This is a genomic window from Deltaproteobacteria bacterium, assembly GCA_028818775.1.
In the GTDB taxonomy this organism is placed as follows: domain Bacteria; phylum Desulfobacterota; class Binatia; order UBA9968; family JAJDTQ01; genus JAJDTQ01.
The window spans coordinates 1-23,134 of the sequence record JAPPNE010000052.1 but is presented as its reverse complement, the minus strand read 5'-3'; the positions used below and the strand labels follow the sequence as shown (position 1 = coordinate 23,134).

The window sequence follows — 23,134 nt, the reverse complement described above, 5'->3', positions numbered from 1 at the left end:
CGATATCAAGCCCGTGGATAATCCGTCCCGACGCGCTTACGACGGCGCGCGCCACTCCTGGAGCACGCGCTGCTGCATTTCGAGGATGCGTCCGATGCCGGTCCGCGCCAGGCCGATCAAACGGTTGAGCTGCTCCGCGCTGAAGGGCTGTTTCTCGGCCGTCCCCTGCACCTCCACGAACTTCCCCGACCCGGTCATCACGAAGTTCATGTCCACCTCGGCGCCGTTGTCTTCCGCCGCGTTCAGGTCCAGCACCGCCTCCCCGTCGACCACCCCGACGCTGACCGCGGCCACGCTGTCCTTGAGCAGGCGCTCGGGGACGGTTTTGCGCGCCGTCCAGCCCCGGAGGGCGCACGCCAGGGCCACGTAGGCGCCGGTGACGGAGGCCGTGCGCGTGCCGCCGTCGGCCTGGATGACGTCGCAGTCGAGCCACACCGTGCGCTCGCCCAGGCAGCCCAGGTCCGCCACGGAGCGCAGGCTGCGGCCGATGAGCCGCTGGATCTCGTGGGTGCGGCCGCCCACGCGCGAAGCCTCCCGCGGAATGCGCACGGGCGACGACGACGGCAGCATGCCGTATTCCGCCGTGATCCAGCCCCTGCCGGTCTTGCGCAGGAAGGGCGGCACGCGGTCCTCCAGGGCGGCGGTGCAGATGACCCGCGTATCGCCCATCTCGATCAACGCCGAGCCGTCGGCGTGCTTGATGAAGCCCGGCGTGATGTTGATCGCGCGCAGCTCCTCCTGTCCGCGTCCGTCCGCTCGCATGTCTACGGCAGCCTCCCCACGGCCCGGCCCTGCCGCCCCTACAGGTGGAAGACCACCGTCTTGAGCTCGGTCATCTCCTCGACGGCGTAGCGCGGCCCTTCCTTGCCGAAACCCGACTCCTTGAGGCCGCCGTAGGGCATCACGTCGGCGCGCCACTGGGGCCCCCAGTTGACATGCAGGTTGCCGGACTCCACCTCGCGGGCGAAGCGCATGGCCCAGTCGATGTTCTGGGTGAAGATTCCCGCTGAAAGGCCGAAGACGGTATCGTTGGCCAATTCGATGGCTTCGTCGATGGACGCGAAAGGCGTCACCGCGACAGCCGGCCCAAAGAGCTCGTCACGCGAGAGCCGCATGTCGCGGGAAACGTCGGCCACCACCGTGGGCGCGTACACCGCGCCGTTGCGCGAGCCCCCCGCCAGCACGCGGGCACCCTCGCCCACGGCCTCGTTGACCCATTCCTCCACCCTCGCGGCTTCGGCTTCCTTGATCATGGGACCCACCTGCGTGGCGGTGTCGAGCTGGCTGCCGACGGCCAAGGCCTCGACCTTCGGCGCCAGCACGCCGAGGAAGTCGCCGTAGACGCGCCGGTCGGTGAGCACGCGCTGAGTGGAGATGCACACCTGGCCGGCGTTGGCGTAACCCGTCGCAGCCACCGCCGCGGCCACCTTGTCCAGGTCCGCGTCCGGCATCACGATGAGCGGGCAGTTGGAGCCCAGCTCCATGGTGACTTTCTTGATCCCCGCCACGCGACAGATGTTCTCGCCCACCTCGCGGCTGCCGGTGAACGTGATCTTGCGCACGCGCGGGTCCGCCACCAGCGGATCGCCGATCTCGCCGCCGGAGCCGGTGAGGCACTGGACGCCCTCGGGCGGCAACCCGGCCTCGAGCAGGATCTCGGTCAGCTTGAGCCCCGACAGCGGCGTATCCGAAGCCGGCTTGATGACCACCGCGTTGCCCGCGGCGATGGCCGGGCCGACCTTGTGGCACAACAGGTTGAGCGGGAAGTTGAAGGGGCCGATGGCCACCACCACGCCGCACGGGACGCGCAGCGTGAACGCCAGCTTGCCCGCGCCCGAGGGGTCCGCGTCCAGCGGCACGGTCTCGCCGTGAATCCGTTTGGCCTCCTCGGCCGAAGCGGTCATGGTCTCCACCGCGCGGCGCACCTCGCCCTTGCCTTCCGCCAGGATCTTGCCTTCCTCCGCGGAAATGAGCGTACCCAGCTCGTCCACCCGCTCCGCCATCAGGGCCGCCGCCCGGGTGAGCACCTTCCAGCGCTCGTACGCGGTCATGCGTGCCATGACGGCGGCACCGCGCTCGGCGAAGGCCAGCGCCCGGTCCACGTCGTCGCGTCCGGCCTTGGGCACGCTGTCGATGACGGAATCATCATACGGGTTGCCGACCTCCTGCATCCTCGGGCGATCGACCCACTCTCCGGCAAGAAACATCTTCATGAGCGTGACTCCTTGAACTCCTCCGGCCGCGCGTCATACGAGACCGCGGATGGGTTCCAGCACCGTTTCGGACATTCCCTCCACCATGGTCGAAAGCCGCGGCCGCCCCAGCGCCGCCACCGCGTCCACCGCCGCTTGCTGGCGCGCGCGCATTTCGCGAACGGCGAAGGCCAGCGACCCGAGGCGGTCGAACAGCTCGGCGGCCCGGTCCACGTCCGCCGAGGACGTGGCCTTCCGGTCCTTGTCGAGCGCCTCGCGCAGCCACCGGGCGTCGTCCGGCGCCGCGTTCTCCAGGGCATGGACGGCCAGGACGCTGCGCTTGCCCTCGGCGATGTCGCTGCCGCGCTCGCTCCGGCCCTTGTCCCCGTAGAGGTCCAGCACGTCGTCCTGCACCTGGAACAGGATGCCGAGCTGGCGCGCCGCCTCCGTCAGACCCTCGATGACGCGGCCACCCTGGCCGAGCAACTCGGCGGCGCCCGCCATGGCCAGAACGAACAGGCGCGCGGTCTTGGCTTCGACCATGGCGAAGTACCGGTCCATGGTCGGCCGCGGATCGGCGTGCAAGGCGAATTCCTGCTCCTGTCCGTCGATGACCTTCAGGGTCTCCAGCAGGAGTCTCCGGGCCAGCGCCTCCCGCGACCCGGCGCTCACCGGCGCGCGCTGCGCCAGCAGCACCGCCAGATAGAACATCGCGTCGCCGAGGTCGATGGCGCGCGGCACGCCGAAGCGCCGCCACACCGTCTCCCGGCCCCTGCGCGCCTCGTCCCCGTCCTGCACGTCGTCGTGCACCAGCGTGGCGTTGTGCACCATCTCGCAGGCGGCGCCCATGGCGAGCGTCTTGGCGGGATCCTCTTCCAGGCAGTCCGCCACCAGCAGCGGCAGCAACGCGCGCAGCCGCTTTCCGCCCGTGTCGAACTGGTAGCGGCACATCTCCGCCAGCCCCGAACCGGTCAGCGCGGCCTCGCGAACGACGTCCTCCAGAAGCACGAGGACCTCCGGAAGATAGCGTTCCCGCAAGCGCTCGAAATGCTCCGTGAACGTCCGGGTCGCTGCCGCCCGGCCCGCGTATGCCGCGTCCGCCTGCCCGTCATCGCGCGTCATGATGGAGTCGGGGATACGGAAACAAGGACTCAGCGGAGCTTCAAGCCGAAGGCGACCGGCCCCTTGTCGCCCGCCCGTGTCTGGAACTGCACGCTGTCGCCCTCGCCGAAATCCTCGAACTGGACTCGTGGAGCGCCGCTGCCGCGATGAAAGAAGACATCGTCGCCGCCGTCGTCCGGCTCGATGAAGCCGAATCCCTTGTCCCTGAGGATCTTCTTGATGGTTCCCGTCACTGCATCCGCTCCGTTCTGCCTGAGCCTGCCTGCCTGGGAGCAGGGATAGTGTCGATTCATAATGCGGCGCCGCCGGTGAGTCAACAACGCGCCGCGCCACGGTGGCGCGCAAACGCTCCCGCGGTGCGGGTTTGATTCCCGGGCCGATGTGCTATGGGTGGAGGGAGCGGCGCAAGCCGGGAACGCGCGGCCTCGCCCGCCCTCGGAAAATGTCCAAATCGCTTCACGTCGTCGACCTGCGGCGCCTCGAATACGAGGCGGCGCTGGCGGTTCAACACCGTATCCTCGAGCGCAGGATCCGCGCGGCCGCGGACGACTGCCTCATCCTGGTCGAGCATCCGCACGTCTTCACCACCGGGCGGCGCGACGCGCGCGCGCACGTCCTCGATGCCGGCGAGGTTCCCGTGCTCGCCACCAGCCGCGGCGGCGACGTCACCTACCACGGGCCGGGACAGCTCGTCGTCTATCCCATTATCGATCTCGAATCCAGGCAGCGCCGGGCCGTCCACCTTTACCTGAACGCACTCGAACAGGCCATCATCGAGGTCCTGGCGTCCTTCGGCCTGGACGCGGGGCGCCGGCCGCCGTGGACCGGCGTGTGGATCGACACGCGCAAGATCTGCGCCATCGGCATCGCCGTCAAACGGGGGGTCACGTATCACGGCGCCGCCCTCAATGTGGCGCCGGACCTGGACTACTTCCGCAGAATCGTCCCTTGCGGCCTGGACTGGGCCGAGGTGACCTCCATTGAGCGGGAGGCGCGCCGGGCCGTTTCCATGGATGAAGTCAAGGCCCTGCTGGTGCGGAGCTTCTGCCGGAACTTCGGGTACGACGAGGTGGTGCGGGACGGGATACGGGACGGGGATTCGGACGGGCCGGACGATGATACCGGCCCGCGCAACGCGCCGGGAACGGATGCCGCGGCTACTTCTGGAACCAGTCGGCGTTGATCTGGGTGTACTCCTCCCACTTTTCCGGGAGCGCCGCCTCCTCGAAGATCGCCTCCACCGGGCAGACCGGCTCGCACGCGCCGCAGTCGATGCACTCCTCCGGATCGATGTAGAGCATGTTCTCTTTCTCGAATGTCTCGGGGTCGTTCTTGGTCGGGTGGATGCAATCGACGGGACAGACATCGACGCAAGCCGTGTCCTTCACGTCGACACAAGGCTCTGCAATCACGTAGGTCATTCACTTCCTCCTGGGAATGCCGGCCCCAGCGGGCTCTGAGATTTTCGGTAACAAATCGCCTTTTTCAAGTCAAGCGCGAGGCGCTCAGGAGGCCTGCCGGGCGGCTGTCCCGGCGGTTCGGGGACGCTTGCGCGGGGCGGTGTGGGTGGCGGTGCCGTAGAACGCTTCGGCGCATTCCATCAGGGTCTCGGAAAGCGTGGGATGGGGATGCACGGACTCCGCCAGGTCCCTGGCGGTGGCGCCCATCTCGACGGCGAGCACGCCTTCGCCGATCAGCTCACCGGCGCCCGCGCCGGTGATGCCCACGCCGAGGATGCGCTCCGTCCCGGGTTCGAGCACCAGCTTGGTGAGGCCCTCGGGACGGTCCAGGGTAAGCGCCCGCCCGGAAGCGCCCCAGGGGAACTTGACGACCTCTACGGCGACGTCCCCGGCCTTGGCCTCCTGTTCGGTCAGGCCGCACCAGGCCACCTCGGGCTCGGTGAAGACCACCGCCGGGATGACCACGTCCGCGATGGTGCTCGACTCGCCGGTGATGACCTCCACCGCCACCCGCGCCTCCTTGGTGGCGCGGTGCGCCAGCAACGCGCCGCCGTTGGCGTCGCCGATGGCGTAGATGGCCGGGTCGCCGGTCTGCTGCTCACCGTTGCACTCGATGAAGCCGTTGGCGCCGATCCTCACCCCGGTGTTCTCGAGGCCTAGGTCCTCGTAGCTCGGCGTGCGGCCGACGCTGACGAGCACCCGGTCGTAGGTCTCCTCGCGGGTGTTGCCGTTGACCTCCACGGCCACCTTGATCTTCCTGCCGCTTGTGGCCATGCGCAGCACCTTGGTCTTGAGCCGGACGTCCTTGAACGCCGCCCCGGCCACCTTGGCAACGGGCCGTACCAGGTCGGGGTCCACGCCGGACAGGAGCTGGTCCAACGCCTCCACCATGACGATCTCGCTACCCAGCCGAGCATACACCATGCCCAGCTCCATGCCGATGTAGCCGCCGCCCACCACCAGCAGCCGGCCCGGCACGTCCTCCAGCTCCAGCGCCTCGGTGGAGGTCATGATCCGGCGGTTTCCCAGGTCGAAGGCCGCCGGCATGGCCGGCTTCGAGCCCACCGCGATGATGGCCTTGTCATAGTTGATGAACTGCTGTCCTTCGGCGGTCTCCACCCGCAGGGTGCGGGAGTCCTCGAAGTGGCCGCGGCCGTGGATGCGCTGGACCCCGCGGCGGGCGCACAAGCCCTCCAGCCCGTGAGCCAGCTTGTCGATGATGGATTCCTTCCACTCGCGCAGCTTGTCGAGCTTGACCTTGGGCTTGCCGAAGGCCACGCCCCGCTCCGCCGACAGTTCCGCCTCGTCGATGACGTGCGTGGCGTGCAACAGCGCCTTGGAGGGGATGCAGCCGCGATTGAGGCACACGCCGCCCAGGCGCTCGTCCCGCTCCACCAGGAGCACCTTCTTGCCCAGGTCCGCCGCATAGAATGCCGCGGCATAGCCTCCCGGGCCGGCGCCCACGACGACGATTTCCGTTTGGATGGGTTCCACGGATCTCCTAGTCGGGCTTGATGTCGTTTTCGGCGTATTCTTCCAGGCAGCGCACGATCTCGCGCAGGAAGCGCGCGCCGTCGGCGCCGTCGATGACCCGGTGATCGTAGGAGAGCGCCAGCGGCAGCACCAGCCGCGGCGTCACCTTCTTCTCCCGGACCACCGGACGGAGCACGCCCCGTCCCATTCCCAGCACCGCCACCTGCGGGCTGTTGACGATGGGCGTGAAGTGGGCGCCGCCGATGCTTCCGAGATTCGAAATGGTGAAGGTGGCGCCCTGCATCTCGTCCGCCGACAACTTGCGCTGCCGGGTCCGCTCCGCCAGCTCGTCGAGCTCCCTGGACAGCTCCAGCAGGTCCTTCTTGTCCACGTCGCGGATCACCGGCGCGATGAGGCCGGCCTCGGTGTCCACCGCCACGCCGATGTGGACGTAGTCCCGTGTGACGATCTCCAGCGCCTGGTAGTCGATGCTGGTCTTGAAGGCGGGGTACTTCGCCAGCGCGGACACCGCCGCCTTGATGGCGAAGGAGGTCAGCGTCAAACGGGCGCCCGCCTTCTCGTAGGCGCGCGCGTGCCGTTTCCGCAGCGCCATGAGGTCGGTGATGTCCGCGTCGTCGAACTGGGTGACGTGCGGCACCGTGGTCCAGGACTCGGTCATGCGCTGCGCGATGGTGCGCCGCAGCGGCGACATGCGCTCGCGCTTGCTCGGCCCCCACATGCTGAGGTCCAGGGTCCGCGGGACGTCGGCCTCGGGGGCGGCGGCCGGAGCGGCAGGCTTGAGGGCCATTTCCTGAAGCCCCTGGATGTAGGCGCGCACGTCGGCCATGACGATGCGCCCGCCGCGCTGGCTGCCCTTCACGCGTGTGAGATCGATGCCCAACTCCCGCGCGATCTTGCGTATCGTGGGCGAGGCCGGCGGCGGCGCGCCGCTGCTGGAAACGTGCACGTGTGCCTCCGGCGCGGCCGCGGCCGGAGCTTTTCCATCTACGGCGGGCGCCGGGGCCGGCTCTTCCGCGGAGGCGGGCACTTCCGCGGCCGGCGCCGCCGCTCGCGGCGCGTGCGGGGTTGCCGCCGGTCCCTCCTCGATGGTCACCAACACCTGACCCACCGAAACGACCTGGCCCACCAGGACATGGACCCGGACGACCGTGCCCGCAACCGTGGACGGAATGGGCGCCACCGCCTTTTCGTTCTCGAGCTCCAGCAGGGTCTGGTCCAGTTGAACCTGCTCGCCTTCGACGACGAAGACGTTGACCACGGTGCCGGAATCGGCCCCTTCAGCCAGTTTGGGAAGCGTTACGTCCATGAGATCTAGGTTGCCATTCCGGGATGAGGCTTGGACGGATTGTAGCGCAGCTCGCGCAAGGCCCTTTCCACCACCGTCTTGTCGATCTTGCCCTTCCGGGCCAGGGCGTGCAGCGTGGCGATGACCACCGATTCGGCGTCCACCTCGAAGTAGCGCCGCAACCGCGCGCGCGTGTCGCTGCGCCCGAAGCCGTCCGTCCCCAGGGTGACCAGCCCTCCGGGCACCCACGGCGCGATCTGATCCGGGACGATCTTCATGTAGTCCGAAACCGCCACGAAGACCCCGGTCTCGGGCTCCAGCAGCGACTCCACGTACGACTTGCGCGGCTCCTCGGCGGGGTGGAGGAGGTTCCACCGCTGGGCCGCGTGGGCGTCCCGGCGCAGGAGGTTGTAGCTCGTGGCGCTCCACACGTCGGCGGCGACCTCGTAGCGTTCTTCAAGGATCCGCTGGGCGCGCAACGCCTCGAACAGCAGCGGACCGCTGCCCAACAGGTGCGCGCGCGCCTTGTGGCCGGAGTCGGAGCGATTGAACCTGTAGAGCCCCTTGACGATGCCTTCCTCCACCCCGGCGGGCATGGGCGGCATCTCGAGGTTCTCGTTGTAGAGGGTGAGGTAGTAGAAGACGTCCTCGCGCCGCTGGTACATGCGCCGGAGGCCCTCCCGGACGATGACCGCCACCTCGTAGGCGAATGCCGGATCGTACGTGAGCAACGCGGGAACGGTGCTGGCCAGCACGTGGCTGTGGCCGTCCGCGTGCTGCAGGCCCTCCCCGTTCAGGGTCGTGCGTCCGGCGGTGGCGCCGAGCAGGAACCCCCTGCAGCGGCTGTCCGCCGCGGCCCACATGAGGTCGCCGATGCGCTGGAAGCCGAACATCGAATAGAACGTGTAGAACGGGACCATGGGCGTGCCGAAATTGGCGTGGGCCGTCCCCGCGGCGATGAAGGAGGACATGGCCCCGGCCTCGCTGATCCCCTCCTCGAGAAGCTGCCCGTCCTTCGCCTCCTGGTAGAACAGCAGCGTCTCGCGGTCCACGGGCTCGTAGAGCTGGCCCTTGGGTGAATAGATGCCCACTTGGCGGAAGAGCGCGTCCATGCCGAAGGTGCGCGCCTCGTCCGGGATGATGGGCACGACGTTCCTGCCGATGCCGGGATCCCGCAGGAGCTTGCTCAAGAGCCGCGCGAAGGCCATGGTGGTGGAAGCGCGGGTCTCCGCGGAACCCTTGTGGAACTCCTCGTAGGTCGCCGCTCCCGGTACCGCCAACGGCTCCGTCCTGGCCGCCCGGCTGGGCAGGAACCCTCCCAGGCTCTTGCGCCGCTCCAGCAGGTAGCGGGTCTCCTCGCTGTCCAGGGGCGGACGGTAGAACGGCGCCTCCACCACGTCCTCGTCCGGCAGCGGCACGCCGAAGCGCGTGCGGAAGTCGCGCAGCTCCTTTTCGTTGAGCGCCTTCTGCTGGTGGGTGATGTTGCGTCCCTCGCCCGCTTCGCCGAGGCCGTAGCCCTTCACCGTCTTGGCCAGGATCACCGTGGGCGCGCCCTTGTGCCCCAGCGCCGCGGCGTACGCCGCGTACACCTTCTGAGGATCGTGCCCGCCCCGGGCCAGACGGCGGATCTGATCGTCACTGAGATGGTTGACCATCGCCAGCAGCTCGGGGTGGGTGCCGAAAAAGTGCTTCCGCGTATAGCTGCCGGGGGCCACCACGTACTTCTGGTAGTCGCCGTCCACCGCCTGCTCCATCCGCTCCGCCAGGAGCCCCTTGGCGTCGGCCTCCAGCAGCGGGTCCCAGTCCGACCCCCAGATCACCTTGATGACGTTCCAGCCGGCGCCCCGGAACAGGGCCTCCAGTTCCTGGATGATCTTGCCGTTGCCGCGCACCGGCCCGTCCAGCCGCTGCAGGTTGCAGTTGACCACCCAGACGAGGTTGTCGAGGTTCTCGCGCGCCGCCAGGGAGAGCGCGCCGGTGGCCTCGGGTTCATCGGACTCGCCGTCGCCCACGAAACACCACACGCGCGGTTCCCGCGCCAGCAGTCCCCGGGCGCTCAGGTAGCGGGCGAAGCGCGCCTGGTAGATGGACAGGATGGGCGCGAGCCCCATGGACACCGACGGAAACTGCCAGAAGTCGGGCATGAGGTGCGGGTGCGGGTAGGACGGCAGTCCGCCCCCCTTGGCCAGTTCCTGCCGGAAGAGGTGGAGCTTGCGCGGGCTCATGCGGTGCTCCACGTAGGCGCGCGCATAGTTGCCCGGCGACGCATGCCCCTGGAAATAGACCAGGTCGCCGGGCGCGCCGTCGTCGCCGCCGCGCAGGAAATGGTTGAGGGCCACCTCGTAGAGGTTGGCCGCGGACGCATAGGTGGAGATGTGCCCGCCGATGCCCGGCTGCAAGCGGTTGGCCTTGACCACCATGGCCATGGCGTTCCAGCGCACGTAGCTCTTCACCTGGCGTTCGATGCGGCGGTCGCCGGGATACGCCGGTTCCTGCTCCCTCGGGATGGTGTTCAGGTACGGCGTGTTCAGGCTCGTCACCGGGGCGCGCTGGCGCTCGCGGATGCGCGCCAGCAGTTGCGCGAGCAGGGCGTCGACCCGCTCGGGCCCCTCGCGCACGACTCCCCCGAGCAGGGACTCGAGGGAATCCAGCAGCCGGTCGTTGGACCGCGCGCCGGCCGCTCCCGCTCCCGGCTCCGACACGGCGCCCGTCTCCTCCGCCGTCGCGGCGTTGGGGGGAGTCCTGACTTCTTTGGCGTTCATGATCTTCAGAGATATTATAAGAGACAACCGCGGATGCAACACGTGAGGGAGGCAACATATTCAGCCCCGCCCACGTGTGTCAAGTCCTTATGCAATGCATCGATCTGACGCTTCCCACCCCCGAAGCGAACCTGGCGTGCGACGAGGCGCTGCTCGACGAATGCGAGGCCGGCGCGGATCGGGAGGTGCTCCGGTTCTGGGAGTCTCCCCGGCCCTTCGTGGTCCTGGGCATGGCCAGCCGGCGCGAGCGGGAAGTCCACCTGGCGGCTTGCGAGGCCCGCGGCATCCCCGTCCTGCGGCGCTGCACCGGCGGCGGCACCGTGGTACAGGGGCCGGGCTGCCTGAGCTACACCCTGGTGCTGCGCATCGCGGGAAACGCCCTGCTGGAACGCATCGATTCCACCAACGCGTTCGTCATGGAACGCCACCGGCGCGCGCTGGCCGGAGCCACCGGCCTGCCGATCCGGCGGCAGGGAACCACCGACCTGGCGGTGGGGCAGCGGAAGTTCTCGGGCAACGCCCAACGGCGCCGGCGCCGCTGCCTGCTGTTTCACGGCACCTTCCTGCTGGATTTCCCGATCCCCTTGGTGGAAGAGTTGCTGCCGTATCCGCCCAAGGCGCCGGCCTACCGCGGCCGCCGCGCCCACGGCGCGTTCCTGGCCAACCTGAGCCTGCCGGCAGCGGACGTCAAGGACCTGCTGCGACGCTCCTGGGGCGCCACGGATGGCGGCGGCGTTTCCGCCGAGGCCATCGCCTCGCTCGTGGCTCGCAAGTATTCCGCACGAAGCTGGAACGAGCGCTGTTGATGGAGTGCCGAACCGCCGGTCACACGGGCGTCAGCCAGTGGCGGTACCCCTCGGTCCGCCCCCGAATGACGTCGAAGAAAGACTGCTGCAGGTCCAGGGTCACGGGGCCCGGCTTGCCCTCGCCGATGATGCGGTCGTCCACCTCCCGTATCGGCGTGACCTCCGCCGCCGTGCCCGTGAGGAACGCCTCGTCGGCGATGTAGAGGGCATCGCGGGAGAAACGCTCCTCGTTCACCTGGTACCCCTTGGCGCGTGCCAGCTCGATGACGCTGGCCCGGTTGATGCCCGGAAGAATGGAGGTCACGGGCGCGGTCCTGAGCTGCCCGTCCTGCACGATGAAAAGGTTCTCCCCGCTCGCCTCGGAGACGCACCCCTCGGGGTCGAGCATGATGGCTTCGTCGTACCCCGCTGCCTTCACCTCGTGCTTGGCCAGCACCGAGTTGACGTAGTTGCCGGAGATCTTGCTGTTGGTCATCATGACGTTGACGTGATGCCGCGTATACGAGGAGACCTTGGCGCGGATACCTCGCTTGAGCCCCTCGTCGCCCAGGTACGCCCCCCATGCCCATGCCGCCACGATCACCCTCACGGGATTGTTGAGCGCATAGAGTCCCATCTCGCCGTCGCCCACGAACGCCAGCGGCCGGATGTAGCACTCCTTCAGCCGGTTCACCCGGATCACCTCCAGCACCGCCTCGGTCATCTCGTCGATGCCGTAGGGCAGCGGCGTGCCGAGGATGTGCCCGGAATCCCGGAAGCGCCGCAGGTGCTCGGCCAAGCGGAAGACCGCCGAACGTTCCTCGTCCAGGGCGTAGCAGCGAATCCCCTCGAAGTACGCCGTACCGTAGTGGAGCGCGTGGCTCATGACGTGGACCTTGGCGTCATCCCAATTCACCAACTCGCCGTCCACCCAGATCTTCTCGCTCCTCACGGCCATCGACACTCTCCGGCGCGGTCCGCGTTCCCATTACGCCCGCGCATTAAAACGACAAAAGGCCACCACGCCGACGCCATGGTGGCCGCCAACACCGCTTCGTTTCGTGTCGTGGTATTTCTCCAGATTTCGGGCGCGATGTCAATCTTCGCCCCACCACCACCCCTGGATCCCGCTTCCGCGGGAATGACGATTCGTACGCCCCGGCGCGGGACGGCGCGGAGTTACTTGCCCCAGTCGCGCGAGTAGCGGAAGTCGCGGTCGATGGTGCGGTGGGAGACCTTGGCGATGACCGGGAGGCGGCGCTTGAACTGCGAGAACTGGATGCGGCGGGCGATGTCGTCGATGAACTCCGGAGTGAACCCGGCGTCGATCAGCTCCGCGCGGCCGTAGCGCTGGTCCACCATGAGATAGAGCAGCTCGTCCACCTCGCGGTAGCTGAAGCCCAGCTCGGCCTCGTCGGTCTGCCCGGTCCACAGGTCGGCGGAGGGCTGCTTTGTGATGATGACGTCGGGGACGCCCACGGCCTCGCTCAGCGCCCACACCTGGGTCTTGTAGAGGTCCCCCAAGGGGTTCAGCGCCGACGCCATGTCCCCGTGCAGGGTACCGTAGCCCAGCAGCAGCTCGGTCTTGTTGCTCGTGCCGGCCACCAGCGCGTCCCAGCGCGCGGAATGGTCGTAGAGGATGGTCATGCGCTCGCGCGCCATCTTGTTGCCCCGGCGCTTGGGGTCGGCGCCGGGGAAGGCGGCGAAGTAGGCGTCGATCTGCGGCGTGATCTCCACCGTCTCGGAGCGGATGCCGCTCGCCTCCACCACCAGGCGCGCGTGCTCCAGGCTCTCGGCGCTGGAGGTCCGGTAGGGCATCATGATGCCCAGCACCTGGCCGGGACCCAGGGCCTCCGCCGCCAGCATGGCGCTCAGGCTCGAGTCCACCCCGCCGGAAAGGCCCACCACCACCCGTTCGAGACCGACCTTGCACACCTCGTTCTTGATGAACGCCACCAGGATGCGGCGCATGAGGGAGACGTTGGTGGGAATCATGGGCTGCTCTAACGGCGAATACGCTCCAGCTCACGGATGGTGAGGTCCACGTCCTCGTCGCGCATGAGGGGCGCGCGCGTGCGTTTGCGGCGCACCGCCTCGTGGGACACTTCCCCGGTTACGAACGCCTCGTCGTAGTAGCCGGCCTTGCACACCGTTTGGCCGAAGGGGTCGAGGATGCCGGACCCGCCCCAGAAGCCCACGCCGTCCTCGAAGCCCACGCGATTGGCATGCACTACGAAGAGGCCGTAGGTCTCGGCGTAGCTCCGGGTGATCAGCTCCCAATAGCGCGCGTTGTCGTCCTGGTCCGCTCCGTCGGTGACACCGCGCAGGGGGCTCGAAGACGGACAGATGATGGACAAGGCCCCGTCCAGCGCCGCCAGGTAGACCGTGGACGGATGCCAGAGATCCTCGCAGATGAGCAGCGCAAGCCGTCCGTGGCGGGTGTCGAAGGCGCGCACCCGGTCGCCCCGGGCGAAGTAGCGCTGCTCGTCGAACATGCCGTAGGTAGGCAGGTACACCTTCCGGTGGACGTGGCGGACCTCGCCGTCCTCCAGGTAGACCGCGGCGTTGAAGTAGCGGTGGTCCGGGCTCTCCAGCACCAATCCGGCCACCAGCGAGATTTCCCGGCTGAGCGTCCGGAGCCGCTCCATCTCAGGGCTTTCCAGGCGGACGGCCACGTCCGGGACCATGTCGCGCAGAAAGTAGCCCGTGAGGCTCAGCTCCGGGAACACGAGGACATCCACGCTGGCGGCCTCGGCCTCGCGCACCCGGGCCTCGTAGAGAGCCATATTGGCGCCCAAGTCACCCAACCTGGGGTTGATCTGCGCCATGCCGACACGGAACGACATGAAGGAGGGGGCTAGCACATTTCCGCGGAGGGAGGAAGCGAGCTTGTGCCACGGCAAGGGGCGTCCGCGACGTTTGTGGCATTGGGCAAGCCAATTGGCTACATCAAGACCCATGTACGGGCTGAGGGATCGGGTAGAGGCCAAGGCGGCCGAAGTGTTCGGCGCTGGAACGCGAATTACGGGCCTGGAGGCGCTGGCCGGGGACGCGTCTTCCCGCCGCTATTTCCGCGCCGGACTCGACGCGCCAGGCGGCCCGTCCTCGGTCATCGTCATGAGCTGGAACGACTCGGGGCTGCCGATCTCGTCGGAGGAACTGGCGGTGTTCGACAAGCCCCCGGAGGAGCTTCCTTTCCTGAACGTCCACCGGTTCCTCGAAGCGGTCGGGGTCCGGGTGCCGACGGTTTACGGCCATTCGGCGGAGCAGGGCCTGATGCTGCTGGAGGACTTGGGGGACACGAGCCTGTGGGACCGGGTGCGGGAGGCGCCCGAGCCGGAGGTGCTCCAGTGGTACCGCAAGGCCATTGACGAGTTGCTGGTGCTGCAGATCGGCGGCACCCGAGCCCGGAACGACCAATGCCTGGCTTTCCGGCAGGCCTTCGACCAACGGCTATACCTTTGGGAGTTCGATCACTTCATCGAGTACGGCCTGGAAGCGGGCGGCAAGGGAAGCTTGCCGGCATCCGAACGACGCCGCCTGGAACAAACCTTCGAGTGCATCGCCGGGCGTCTCGCGAGCCAACCACGCGTGCTCAACCACCGCGACTACCATAGCTGGAACCTTATGGTGCACGACGATGCCGTGGTGGTCATCGATTTCCAGGACGCCCTGCTGGCGCCGGCACAGTACGATCTCGCGTCGCTGCTGAACGACCGGGAGACGGATCAAGTTGTCACGCCGGCAGTGGAAGAGCAGCTAATCGACTACTATCTCGAACGCCGGCAAGAATGGGGCGAGTCTGCGCGCGGCCGCGACGAGTTCGTGGAGTCCTATCTGCTCTCCGCCCTGCAGCGGGACTTCAAGGTGGTGGGCCGTTTTCGCTACCTCGACCTGGTAAAGGGAAAGCCCGGCTACAAGCGATACATCGCCCCGACATTGAGACGCATCGGCAGGAATCTCAGGCGGGCGCCGGGGTTGGAACGACTTCTCCCCGTCCTGGCGGCGCACTTCCAGGAGGTCTCGTGAAGGCGATGCTCTTCGCCGCCGGTCTGGGCACCCGGCTCCGGCCCCTCACCGACAACCTGCCCAAGTGCCTCGTCCCGGTCAACGGCCGCCCCATGATCGACTACCCGCTGATGCTGCTGCGCCACTACGGAATCCGCGAGATCGTGGTCAACGTCCACCACTACGCCGAACGGGTGGAGGAGCACCTGGGCGACGGCTCGCGTTTCGGCGTGGACATCGCCTATTCCCGGGAACCCGTGCTGCTGGACACGGGCGGCGGCCTCCTGGGAGCCAGGAGGTTCCTGGACCAGGACACCTTCGTGATCATGAACAGCGACGTGCTGATCGATCTCCGGCTCGACGAGGTGCTGCGGTTTCACCGCGTTCGCGAACCCGCCGCGACGCTGGTCCTGAGAAAGGACCCGTTGGCCGACAAGTACGGGGCCATTTGGACGGATGTCGAGGGAACAATCCGGAAACTGCTACACCACAACGCCCCGGGCGCCACGCCGGCCGCACTGGAGCAGTACATGTTCACCGGAGTCCACGTGGTGGAGCCCCGGATCTTCCAGTACATGGAAGGTCCGGAGCCCTTCAGCATAACCCGCACCACCTACGCCCGAATGCTCGCCCGCTCCGAGCGCCTTTGCGGCTTTCCCTTCGACGGCCACTGGCAGGATATGGGAACCCCGGAGCGGCTGGCGGCGACGGACACGCAGTTGCGAAACGGCAGCCTCAGGCCCCACTATCTCTATATATAGGCGGAGACCGCGCCCTGTACTAGTTGTCCTTCTTCTGCGGGTCCCGCCGGGAATCCAGGTACTCGCTGAGGCTTTGATCCTCCTCGGCGTCATAGAGTTCACGGTCAACGCGGTGCAGCAAGAGTTCACCCGACTGAATGATCCGGCGCTTCTCCACGACACCCCTACGGGCCAATGAAATGCTTCGCCGGAGGGCGCGGCGCACGATCCCTCTGGAGTCCCAGAACTCCTCCGGGATTTCCTGGTAGCCCTCTTTCGTCGCCTTGGCCAGCAACGTCAGACCTCCCTTGAAGCTTTCCAGGCCGGCCTCGTCGGCGCCCTGCTGCATCTGCGTCAAACCCAGGACGATCCAGCCGATCTCGTCCTCACGATTCAGGGCCAGCGCCCGTTTCAACACTTCGAAGGACGAGCCGTACCTGCCCGCATAGTAGTAGGCGCGCCCTAGCTGCGTGAGGCTGTCCTTGTATTGCGGGTTCCTGCGGACCACATACTCAAGGTGCCCGATGGCCTTCTTGACGTCGCCGCCCCGCTGCGTCTTGCCCAACTCCAGCAACGCGTCGTTGTAGTTGCCACCGACGCCGATACCCGCGGGTCTCCAACAGCCCGAAAGGGACGTCACCAGAATACTCGAAGCCACAACCGCACCGAGCAGTCCCCAAGTCACGTGCCCGAATCGCGCCATTTGCTCCCCCATGAACCGTTGTTTCACCAACCGTACCCCAACCCAGTCTCGAGCCAGTCACAGGCACGTATAAGAACCAATGCTACGGAACCCGCAAGATTCTTCCCATGCCGCCGTTGCGAGTATCTATTCCACTTGTCGCGGTTCGTCAAGCGAATCCGGTCTCCCTTTCGTCCAAACAAAAACAGGGCCGCCCCATGACGGAGCGGCCCTGTTTGCCATTCGGTTCGGGATAAACTGCTAGAACCTGTACTCAAGGATGATCGAGAAGACGTTGTAAGAGTCTTCGCCATCTTCAGTTACGACATCCTTGAAGTTTTGGCCGGGGCAGGCACCCTCACAACCGAGTGTATCCCACACACCGTGGACCTGCATCCAACCGCCGGGAACATTGTAGACGACCGCCACACCGCTGTTGGTCACCTCGGAGTTTCCGCCGTCATAGTCGATATCGGTCAAGTTGTAGAGCGGAGATATGTAGACACCGCCTTCACTCTTGCTTCCGCCCATCATTCCGCTCTTGGGCCCCCACAGCCATACCCGTGCCGCAAGCCGAATGTCCGAAGCTTCGGCATCAACGGTTCCGCCCGTCTCCCTCTCAAAGGTAGCGTAATTGGCTGAGAGCGACAACCACTTCAACGGCGACCAACCCACGCCGTGGGACACATACGTGGTGTCGGACTTCGTCGCGCCGATATTGATCAATCTCGGCCTGGCCCCCTGCCGGGTCCTGGCACCCACACCGGTATTCGTGTCGGTATGTGCTTGGTAACCCAAGCTGTACGAAAGGCTCGCCAAGGAGAGGCCGCCCATTCCCTTGGCTCCTGCGAGGGGCTTGAGACCCAGCGCGAAACCTACGCTATTGCCGTCGTCTCCCCCGCTTGTTTCGCTCTGGTTGTCCTGCCCCCACGCCAGTTGCAGGTGACTGATCTTGGCAATGCCCATGCCCGGCAACTTCTTCCAGGACAGCACAAAACTTCCGTCCTGCTGTCCGCCGATGCCCATGGTATCCAGAAACGGGCTGTCATCGGTACGGAAAGCGCCTGCTTGCGTATTGCCACTAAAGGACGGACTGAGGCCCCAACCGAAGCTCGGGAGCCACGGGTTCAACTTGTCGAAGTTGACGTAGCCGTCGCCGCCGAAGGTGGTGCCATCGCTACCATCGTTGAGGAGCCATGTGACCGCGTAAAACCCCTGCTGGGACGTGACGTTGATCGTCGGCCGAAAACGCCGCACGTAAAGCTCCAGGTTCTGGTAGCCGGCCTCTGGATTCTCGTTGCTCAGCCAGATGGCGTAGTAGGCCTGCAGCCTCTGCGTGAAGCGAATGCTCCAGTTGTTGTCCGCCGCAGCGATCGTCAGACCACCACCCGCCTTATACTTGAACGACGGCCCCTTCATCTCGGCCGCGAGAGCACTCTCCTGATTCTGCTTCAGTTGCGCCAACTCTCGTTCCAGGGCTTGGATCCTCGTATCCACGTCAGACGCCTGGACCGGCGATGCCGCAAGCACCAACCCTGTCGTTAAAACCAAGGCACTTGCGAAACCGAGCGCCTTCTTCAACACGTTGTTCATGACCCCCTCCTTGGTAATCAGAGTTATCTGCAACAGCAAGCGAATCTGCTTAAGGCTTTCTACTTTTTTGACGGTATCCATGCAATTGTCCCTAGGTAGGGTTTTCTGCCCGGTAGCGGTGCATATCAGGCAAAAACCAGGACTAAGGTCCTAATTTTTCGGTAAGTCCGAGTGCTTTTTTTGGTTACTGACATCCATCCCCGTCAACGAGACAACGGGCCGCAGCAATCTCGATCTGCGCCGTCGTTTTTCGCCATCGTACCACGGCATCCGAAGCTACGCCACCGAAGAACACGCTGATCCTCCTTCTGCCACCCTCCCGGCCGGTACCTGACAAGCGCCCGAAACGGCACCGTAACTCTGATTACCAAGGAGGGGGTCATGAATAACGTGTTGAAGAAGGCGCTCGGTTTCGCAAGTGCCTTGGTTTTAACGACAGGGTTGGTGCTTGCGGCATCGCCGGTCCAGGCGTCTGACGTGGATACGAGGATCCAAGCCCTGGAACGAGAGTTGGCGCAACTGAAGCAGAATCAGGAGAGTGCTCTCGCGGCCGAGATGAAGGGGCCGTCGTTCAAGTACTCCGCCGGCAAGGGTCTCACCATCGCCGCGGCGGACAACAACTGGAGCATCAATTTCGGTCAGAGGCTGCAGGTCTACACCAGCATGTATTTGACCAATGACGACCCCGAAGGGGGATTCCAGAATGGCGTGATCCGGATCCGGCGCTTCCGGCCCAGCATCAACGTGACCTCGCAGCAGGGCTTCTACGAGGTCAAGTGGACCTTCAGCGGCAACACTTCGGTGGCCTTCGACGGTGACGCGTACCTTCACTTCGAGAAGACCAACCCGTGGCTCCCGACCGTTGGATTTGGCTACAACCCTTCGTTCAACGGTAACAAGAACCAGGGTTATGGCCGCACAGAGGACTCGGCGTTCATCAACGCGCTGGCTATGGGAGGTGGTCAGGACGGTAGCGTGGTGTTGAATTGGGGCAAGCTCCCCGCCATGGGCATCAGCAAGATCACTCACCTCGCGCTCGCCATGGGTATTGACGAGCAGGACGAGTACGGCCGGACACCGTGCCACATGGGTACCGACTCAGCCGGCAAATGTAGGGGGCGTTCCGATGGTCGTAGTATGGCCTTCGGTCTCGGCATTAAGCCTCTAGCAAACGCGAAGGGTATGGGCGGTTTCAACGTATCGAGCTTGGCGTACAATTTCGCGTACGAGTCGATGAGTGATCTCAGGGAAGGCCCGGGTAAGGTATACGGTCCGACCACACAAGAGCGCATTACTTTCGTTGACGGTGGCGCGGTGTTCGGTGACCACACCTACACGTACCACAATCTTACTTGGCAGCCCCTGAAGTGGTTCGGCATTTCCGCGCATGTGGCTGACTACGAAGCCGATGCCGCCAGCGGACGCGCGGCCGACGACATTAAGGCTTCCGAAGTCCGCATCGCCGCGCAAGTGTGGTTGTGGGGTCCCAAGAGCGGCATGATGGGCGGAAGCAAGGCGGAAGGCGGAATCTCCGTCTCCCCGATGTACTCCGTCACGGAGATCGATTCGAATGGTCAGGAAGGCAACAACAACGGCGTCGCGGTCGTCTATAACGTCCCGGGTGGCTGGATGCAGATCCATGGCGTGTGGGACAGCATCAGTTGCGAGCATGAAGGCTGCTCGGTCGCTACGGCGGACGAGGGCGACAACAGCGCCAACGTCTTCACCTTGATCGTCGAGTACCGGTTCTAGCACCTACGCCTAAACTGGGCCGCGGAAAGGGCCGTTCCACCTTCGGAACGGCCCTTTTTTCTGCCACTCTGCCGTCCGCAGATAGCCGAAGAACGTACCGTCACGGTTTCAACCCGTCCTCTTCCGAACCTGCTTTCCGGCCCACCAAACGCCACGATTGCCGGACCGGTTCCGCAGCCTCCAACCTCTGTGATGCCTCTTTGCTCCCAGCTCAAGTTTGCGCCTCGCTTCAAACTTGACCGGTTGCCTAAAATCTTTTCTTTTGTAAAATCCGTCCAAAAAACGGGACTGGAGCGTTGGGACCAAGGCCCACATCCTGGAACGTAAGGGATGTGTCGATATCCAATGGACCTCGCAATGACCACCGAATCCGACATCCACAACCTCGTCCTGTCGTCGGCGGTTGCGCCCAACACGCGACTGGCCTACCGCAAGGGTTGGTCCTGCTTCACCGACTATTGCAGAAGGGAACAGGTCACGGACCCACTGTCCGCCTCCCCCGAAACGGTTGCACGTTTTCTTCTCGACTGCGCTACGCGGCCCCGTTCCGGAAGCGGCCTGCCGCTTTCCATGGGCACGGTTTTCCTCTACAGCAGTGCGGTCGCCAGACGATTCGCCGACGCCAACAGGCCGTCGCCGACACACCACCCCACCGTCCGAGCCACTCTCAAGGGCTTGAGCCGGCTCGCCGGCGCGGTACCGCGAAGGGTCAAGGCCCTGCGTGAGGGGCACGTCAGCGCCATGATCGCCCGATGCCCCGACTCGGTGATCGGCTTGCGTGACGCCGCCGTCGTGGCACTCGGTTTCGCGGGCGCCTTGCGCCGGTCCGAACTCTGTGCGTTGCATGTCGACGACGTCGCCATCATCCCATCCACCCCACCACATCCCCGACGGATGTTGCTCACCATCCGCCGGTCCAAGACGGATCAGACCGGCAGGGGCCAGACGATAGCCATCCCGGAAGGCAAGACGGTCAAGCCCATCGATCGAGTGCAGGCGTGGCTCTCGGTGTCGGGCATTACGCAAGGACCCTTGTTCCGCACCATGAGACGTGGCGGAGCCGTGCAAGACAAGCCTCTGCATCATTCGGACATCCCGCGCCTGGTCAAACGCTACGGTGCGCTGATCGGGCTGGACCCAAGGGAATTGTCCGGGCATTCGTTGCGGGCGGGGTTCGTCACCAGCGCCGCGGCGCACCACGCACGCCTCGACAAGATCATGGCCGTGACCCGCCACACCAGCACGGATACGGTCATGAACTATATCCGCGACGCGGATGCATTCTCCGACCACGCCGGGAACGCCTTTCTATAGGCCAACCGGCCGATCACCGGGCAAGCTTCGCCGTGATCGGGACCGTGGACCGGCTGTCAGGACGTTGACATCAAACCTGCCGAAAAGGATAGTGTCTGTGCGACGGGCGAACTGATCTGATTGGCGGGTGTTTTTCGTGACCGACTCCATCAAGATTGTTCTGGCTGACGATCAAAACCTGTTCAGAGAGGGTCTGAAAAGGATTCTGGCTCAGGAACGGGACTTTCTCGTGACCGCGGAGGCTGCGCGGTCGGAGGAAGTCGGACCCGCCGTGGCGGAGGGGAATGCGGACGTCCTGCTCCTGGATCTCAAATTGCCCGGCCGCGGAACCGTACAGACCCTCCTGCAACTGAAAGAGGATCATCCCGACAACAAGACGATGATACTCACGGCTTCCGGGGACAGGGAAAGCATCCTCAACGCGGCCAAGGCGGGAGCACGCGGCTACATGTTGAAGGACGAGACGCCGGAAACCTTGCTCCAGGCGATCCGCACGATTCACGTTGGCGGCGTATGGATCGACCAGGATCTCCCCGGTGCCACCGACTTCGCCGTCATTGCCTCCCACACCGGCGTGGAGCCGCCTCGGGAGGATGGCGACCGGCTGCAAAGCTTGACCAAGCGCGAATTGGAGGTCCTCAAGCTCTTGGCCGAGGGGCTAAGCAACGACGAGATCGCCGCCCGCACCTTCATCAGCGAGCGTACCGTCAAGGCCCACGTGAGCAGTATCTTCGCCAAGCTCAAGGTGGACAACCGGGTCAAGGCCGCCCTGGCGATTCTGCGGCGGGGCGTCCCCTCCCCGCCGCCGCCCGCTTCCCCCTCTCCTCGTCGACCCGGTGGATCAGCGCGAGGCCGATGACGAAGAAGACCAGCACCACGGCCATGCCGGCGCGCTGTGAAGCGAAGAGACGCGTCAGTTCCCCCAGCAGGAAGGGCCCCATGAAGGCCGTGGCCTTGCCCGAGAAGGCGAAGAGCCCGTAGAACTCGTTCTTCTTGTCTTCGGGCACGAAGCGGCCCATGAGCGAGCGGCTGGCCGCCTGGTTGGGGCCGCCGCACAGGCCGATGAGCAGGCCCGCCGCCCAGAAGAGCGCGCGCCGGCCGGTGAGCAAGGCCGTCACGGCGGCCGCGATGAAGCCCAGCAGGCTGATCTGGATGGTGCGCTTCCCCCCCAGCCAGTCGTCCACGAAACCCAGGCCGAAGGCGCCGGCGCCCGCGGCCACGTTGAGCACGAGGCCAAAGAACAAGAGTTCCTCGAAGGTGAAGCCGAAGGTGCCGGCGGCGTAGATGCCGCCGAAGGCGAAGATCGTGTTGAGTCCGTCGGCGTAGAACAGGCGGGCGAGGAGCAGGCGGAAGATGTCCGGGTAGCGGCGGATCTCGCGCAGGGTGCGGGCAAGCTGGCGCGCGGAATCCGCGAGCGGCGCGCCCGTGGCGCCACGGCGGGCGGGACGCTCGCGCACCCACAGGAACAGCGGCAGGCTGAACACGGCGAACCACCCGGCCACCAGCAGGTTCGTGGCGCGGATGTGCTGGTAGCCTTCCTTCGAGAGGCCGAACCAGGGCGTCTCGGTGTCGACGAAGCCCACCAACGCCAGTCCCAGGGCGCTCAGGCCGCCGACGTAGCCCAACGCCCAGCCGTAGCCCGACACGCGCCCGATGCGGTCCGGCGGGGCGATGTCCGGCAGGAAGGCGTTGTAGAAGACCCCGCCCATCTCGAAGGCGATGTTGGCCACCGTGAACCAGAACAGCGCCTTGACCACCTCTCCGGGCATGGCGGTGTAGAGGACGGTGGAGCCGAGGACGGCCACCAGCGTGAAGAACCCGAGGAAGCGCTTGCGGTAGCCGCCCCGGTCGGCAAGGGCGCCCAGGAACGGGGACAGCAGGGCCACCGCAATGGCGGTGATGCTGACGCTCCGGGACCACAGCCACGTGCCCGTCACCTCGTCCG

At 65.9% G+C, this 23,134-nt stretch carries 20 protein-coding genes and 1 pseudogene; 7 read left to right on the top strand and 14 right to left on the bottom strand.

The genetic code is table 11. The annotated features are described in order from the left end of the window. Positions 1-36: 36 nt before the first annotated feature. The 4 genes from rph to OXU42_05840 are packed head-to-tail and all read right to left on the bottom strand — an operon-like array spanning position 37 to position 3,547. Positions 37-762: a ribonuclease PH gene (gene rph / locus OXU42_05855; GenBank protein MDE0028915.1), complete on the bottom strand. Its 726-nt coding sequence runs from the start codon at positions 760-762 to the stop codon at positions 37-39. Positions 763-800: 38 nt separating this feature from the next. Further along, complete coding sequence (locus OXU42_05850; GenBank protein ID MDE0028914.1) at positions 801-2,213, bottom strand: aldehyde dehydrogenase family protein; 1,413 nt, start codon at positions 2,211-2,213, stop codon at positions 801-803. A gap of 33 nt (positions 2,214-2,246) precedes the next feature. Continuing rightward, the gene (locus OXU42_05845; GenBank protein ID MDE0028913.1) at positions 2,247-3,314 is read right to left on the bottom strand and encodes a polyprenyl synthetase family protein; all 1,068 of its coding nucleotides are present in this window, start codon (positions 3,312-3,314) and stop codon (positions 2,247-2,249) included. Between the two features lie 29 nt (positions 3,315-3,343). Further along, complete coding sequence (locus OXU42_05840) at positions 3,344-3,547, bottom strand: cold shock domain-containing protein (GenBank protein MDE0028912.1); 204 nt, start codon at positions 3,545-3,547, stop codon at positions 3,344-3,346. Between the two features lie 209 nt (positions 3,548-3,756). Between OXU42_05840 and lipB the strand changes: the two genes are divergently transcribed. After that, entirely contained in the window at positions 3,757-4,497 is a 741-nt protein-coding gene (gene lipB, locus OXU42_05835) for a lipoyl(octanoyl) transferase LipB (GenBank protein MDE0028911.1), read from the top strand. Here lipB and OXU42_05830 read toward each other — a convergent pair. The 4 genes and pseudogenes from OXU42_05830 to aceE all read right to left on the bottom strand — a co-directional run bounded on the left by OXU42_05830 (position 4,475) and on the right by aceE (position 10,315). Continuing rightward, positions 4,475-4,735 (bottom strand): annotated as a pseudogene (locus tag OXU42_05830) (ferredoxin family protein). The gene lipB and the pseudogene OXU42_05830 overlap by 23 nt on opposite strands. Positions 4,736-4,819: 84 nt before the next feature. Beyond that, complete coding sequence (gene lpdA / locus OXU42_05825; protein MDE0028910.1) at positions 4,820-6,268, bottom strand: dihydrolipoyl dehydrogenase; 1,449 nt, start codon at positions 6,266-6,268, stop codon at positions 4,820-4,822. 7 nt (positions 6,269-6,275) lie between these two features. After that, on the bottom strand, positions 6,276-7,574 hold the full coding sequence (locus OXU42_05820) for a 2-oxo acid dehydrogenase subunit E2 (protein MDE0028909.1): 1,299 nt from the start codon (positions 7,572-7,574) through the stop codon (positions 6,276-6,278). 5 nt (positions 7,575-7,579) lie between these two features. Further along, positions 7,580-10,315 carry a pyruvate dehydrogenase (acetyl-transferring), homodimeric type gene (aceE, locus tag OXU42_05815; protein MDE0028908.1) on the bottom strand — a complete coding sequence of 912 codons (2,736 nt, stop codon included), beginning with the start codon at positions 10,313-10,315 and terminating at the stop codon, positions 7,580-7,582. An 89-nt stretch (positions 10,316-10,404) separates the two neighbouring features. On the opposite strand from aceE, the gene OXU42_05810 reads away from it, so the two are divergent. After that, positions 10,405-11,121, top strand: coding sequence for a lipoate--protein ligase family protein (locus tag OXU42_05810; protein MDE0028907.1), 717 nt, complete (start codon positions 10,405-10,407; stop codon positions 11,119-11,121). A 19-nt stretch (positions 11,122-11,140) separates the two neighbouring features. Here OXU42_05810 and OXU42_05805 read toward each other — a convergent pair whose 3' ends face one another. The 3 genes from OXU42_05805 to OXU42_05795 all read right to left on the bottom strand — a co-directional run bounded on the left by OXU42_05805 (position 11,141) and on the right by OXU42_05795 (position 13,946). Then, positions 11,141-12,058 (bottom strand): branched-chain amino acid transaminase, encoded by a 918-nt coding sequence (locus OXU42_05805; GenBank protein ID MDE0028906.1) that lies wholly within the window; start codon positions 12,056-12,058, stop codon positions 11,141-11,143. A 221-nt stretch (positions 12,059-12,279) separates the two neighbouring features. Then, positions 12,280-13,095 carry an NAD+ synthase gene (locus OXU42_05800; GenBank protein MDE0028905.1) on the bottom strand — a complete coding sequence of 272 codons (816 nt, stop codon included), beginning with the start codon at positions 13,093-13,095 and terminating at the stop codon, positions 12,280-12,282. Between the two features lie 8 nt (positions 13,096-13,103). Beyond that, a complete protein-coding gene (locus tag OXU42_05795) occupies positions 13,104-13,946 on the bottom strand; it encodes a carbon-nitrogen hydrolase (GenBank protein ID MDE0028904.1) in 843 nt (280 codons plus the stop codon). Positions 13,947-14,040: 94 nt separating this feature from the next. Here OXU42_05795 and OXU42_05790 point away from each other — a divergent pair, with 94 nt between their 5' ends. Together OXU42_05790 and OXU42_05785 are read left to right on the top strand one after the other, a co-directional pair. Further along, on the top strand, positions 14,041-15,129 hold the full coding sequence (locus OXU42_05790) for a phosphotransferase (protein ID MDE0028903.1): 1,089 nt from the start codon (positions 14,041-14,043) through the stop codon (positions 15,127-15,129). 5 nt (positions 15,130-15,134) lie between these two features. Beyond that, positions 15,135-15,869, top strand: coding sequence for an NDP-sugar synthase (locus OXU42_05785; GenBank protein MDE0028902.1), 735 nt, complete (start codon positions 15,135-15,137; stop codon positions 15,867-15,869). Positions 15,870-15,888: 19 nt separating this feature from the next. Here OXU42_05785 and OXU42_05780 read toward each other — a convergent pair whose 3' ends face one another. Then, positions 15,889-16,551, bottom strand: coding sequence for a hypothetical protein (locus OXU42_05780; protein ID MDE0028901.1), 663 nt, complete (start codon positions 16,549-16,551; stop codon positions 15,889-15,891). 240 nt (positions 16,552-16,791) lie between these two features. Further along, positions 16,792-18,204, bottom strand: coding sequence for a hypothetical protein (locus OXU42_05775; protein ID MDE0028900.1), 1,413 nt, complete (start codon positions 18,202-18,204; stop codon positions 16,792-16,794). Between the two features lie 300 nt (positions 18,205-18,504). On the opposite strand from OXU42_05775, the gene OXU42_05770 reads away from it, so the two are divergent. The 3 genes from OXU42_05770 to OXU42_05760 all read left to right on the top strand — a co-directional run bounded on the left by OXU42_05770 (position 18,505) and on the right by OXU42_05760 (position 22,048). Then, positions 18,505-19,875 carry a hypothetical protein gene (locus OXU42_05770; protein ID MDE0028899.1) on the top strand — a complete coding sequence of 457 codons (1,371 nt, stop codon included), beginning with the start codon at positions 18,505-18,507 and terminating at the stop codon, positions 19,873-19,875. 357 nt (positions 19,876-20,232) lie between these two features. Beyond that, positions 20,233-21,189, top strand: a complete 957-nt coding sequence (locus tag OXU42_05765; GenBank protein ID MDE0028898.1) for a site-specific integrase — start codon at positions 20,233-20,235, stop codon at positions 21,187-21,189. A gap of 136 nt (positions 21,190-21,325) precedes the next feature. Next, positions 21,326-22,048, top strand: a complete 723-nt coding sequence (locus tag OXU42_05760) for a response regulator transcription factor (GenBank protein MDE0028897.1) — start codon at positions 21,326-21,328, stop codon at positions 22,046-22,048. Here the strand turns inward: OXU42_05760 and OXU42_05755 are convergent. After that, the coding region (locus OXU42_05755; GenBank protein MDE0028896.1) for an MFS transporter at positions 21,948-23,134 on the bottom strand (1,187 nt) is incomplete at its 5' end. The genes OXU42_05760 and OXU42_05755 overlap by 101 nt on opposite strands.

Coding starts and splice junctions, on each gene's coding strand:
- rph (MDE0028915.1), bottom strand. CDS start 762: ATGCGAGCGGACGGACGCGGACAGGAGGAGCTGCGCGCGATCAACATC.
- OXU42_05850 (MDE0028914.1), bottom strand. CDS start 2,213: ATGAAGATGTTTCTTGCCGGAGAGTGGGTCGATCGCCCGAGGATGCAG.
- OXU42_05845 (MDE0028913.1), bottom strand. CDS start 3,314: ATGACGCGCGATGACGGGCAGGCGGACGCGGCATACGCGGGCCGGGCG.
- lipB (MDE0028911.1), top strand. CDS start 3,757: ATGTCCAAATCGCTTCACGTCGTCGACCTGCGGCGCCTCGAATACGAG.
- OXU42_05820 (MDE0028909.1), bottom strand. CDS start 7,574: ATGGACGTAACGCTTCCCAAACTGGCTGAAGGGGCCGATTCCGGCACC.
- aceE (MDE0028908.1), bottom strand. CDS start 10,315: ATGAACGCCAAAGAAGTCAGGACTCCCCCCAACGCCGCGACGGCGGAG.
- OXU42_05810 (MDE0028907.1), top strand. CDS start 10,405: ATGCAATGCATCGATCTGACGCTTCCCACCCCCGAAGCGAACCTGGCG.
- OXU42_05805 (MDE0028906.1), bottom strand. CDS start 12,058: ATGGCCGTGAGGAGCGAGAAGATCTGGGTGGACGGCGAGTTGGTGAAT.
- OXU42_05800 (MDE0028905.1), bottom strand. CDS start 13,095: ATGATTCCCACCAACGTCTCCCTCATGCGCCGCATCCTGGTGGCGTTC.
- OXU42_05795 (MDE0028904.1), bottom strand. CDS start 13,946: ATGTCGTTCCGTGTCGGCATGGCGCAGATCAACCCCAGGTTGGGTGAC.
- OXU42_05785 (MDE0028902.1), top strand. CDS start 15,135: ATGCTCTTCGCCGCCGGTCTGGGCACCCGGCTCCGGCCCCTCACCGAC.
- OXU42_05780 (MDE0028901.1), bottom strand. CDS start 16,551: ATGGCGCGATTCGGGCACGTGACTTGGGGACTGCTCGGTGCGGTTGTG.
- OXU42_05775 (MDE0028900.1), bottom strand. CDS start 18,204: ATGGATACCGTCAAAAAAGTAGAAAGCCTTAAGCAGATTCGCTTGCTG.
- OXU42_05770 (MDE0028899.1), top strand. CDS start 18,505: ATGAATAACGTGTTGAAGAAGGCGCTCGGTTTCGCAAGTGCCTTGGTT.
- OXU42_05765 (MDE0028898.1), top strand. CDS start 20,233: ATGACCACCGAATCCGACATCCACAACCTCGTCCTGTCGTCGGCGGTT.